At 55.2% G+C, this 1,243-nt stretch carries 1 protein-coding gene; it reads left to right on the plus strand.

The features are described 5' to 3' along the window. On the plus strand, positions 1–255 hold a 255-nt coding region (locus ASD82_RS17985), incomplete at its 5' end, for a hypothetical protein (RefSeq protein ID WP_235580595.1). Between the last annotated feature and the right edge of the window lie 988 nt (positions 256–1,243).

Consider the following 1,243-nt stretch of genomic DNA (forward strand, 5'->3'; position numbering starts at 1 on the left):
ACCATCATGGCCCTCGAGGCCGAAAGGGGAGGAAGTCTCTTTTTACTCGTTCAAGGCGGACGGCTTCGCCGCCGCTTAACTCCAGCGTTAGTCGGTAGCTCGTGTGGGTTCTTCGTTGTTTGTGTTTCGCCCAGCTTCGCGCTGGCTTGTCGTCCGTCGCCGCAGCAGCTTTCCGCGCGGCGTCATCGCAAGCCTCAGCTTTCAGAGCTGGTTGTTTGGGGGTGGTTGGTTGTTCAAGCGGTGCGCTCGTCGTGACAATCGTTGTCGCCCGAGCAAGCAGCGTCGCAACCGTCTAACTCCTCGTCCAAGCGGACGGCGTACCGCCGCCGCTTAACTCAGGCGTTAGGCTCATGGAGGTGCAAGAGTGTCATTTTGGTACTACACATCAAATGGTGCGCAATTTGGCCCCGTAAGCGAGGCCGAACTCCGCGCTTATCTTTCTAAGAATTTGCCAACGGACAAATTCAAGGGGCCTGGCATGGACGACTGGATTTTTGCATCCGAAGTCGAGGCAATCCTTCGAGGCGAAACGCCACAGCGCATGCTCCCACATGTGAACGAAAGTGGTGAGGTACAGTGCATCAAGTGTGGCTCAACTCAGGTGCATTCCGGGCAGCGAGGGTATAGCTTTCTCAGGGGCGGCATTTTTGGTAGTTCACAAATCATCATTACTTGCCTCAGGTGTGGTCAAAAATTTCATCCGGGCGGTAAGCCCTATTAGTAATTTATGGCATTGCCCGCGCGGCGAAGCCTAACCAGTCATCCAAGCGGACGGCTTCGCCGCCGCTTAATTCCAGCGTTAGCCTCCATCGAGCTACGAATGCCAGAAGACATCAATACCGTTCAGTGCGATACCCATGGCTCTCAGCAAGAGACCTTTGTGTGTCAGCACATAGTTCGTGGCCTTCAAAGCAAAGAGCGCGTTGGGTTCTTCTGGACCGCCGACGACCCGGAAAATCCACGTCCGGATGCTTGGTGCTCCGAGTGCGAGGAACGCGTTTCAGCTACAGGCGGGGATTGGGTGGGCGAAGCTGGCGAGCAGTTAGGGGCAAAAATCTTGTGCGGTGCTTGCTACGATCTCGCTAAGATCTTTCATACCGGTGGCAATCCATGGTCGTAATCTTCAAAGTCACGGCTAACAACTCGTTCAAGGCGGACGGCTTCGCCGCCGCTTAACTCCAGCGTTAGGCAGCAGAGCAGCTTCCCTTCGTAGTATTTCTTGCGTGTCTTGGCTTCGTATCAA

It is taken from the genome of Rhodanobacter sp. Root179 (assembly GCF_001428465.1).
In the GTDB taxonomy this organism is placed as follows: domain Bacteria; phylum Pseudomonadota; class Gammaproteobacteria; order Xanthomonadales; family Rhodanobacteraceae; genus Rhodanobacter.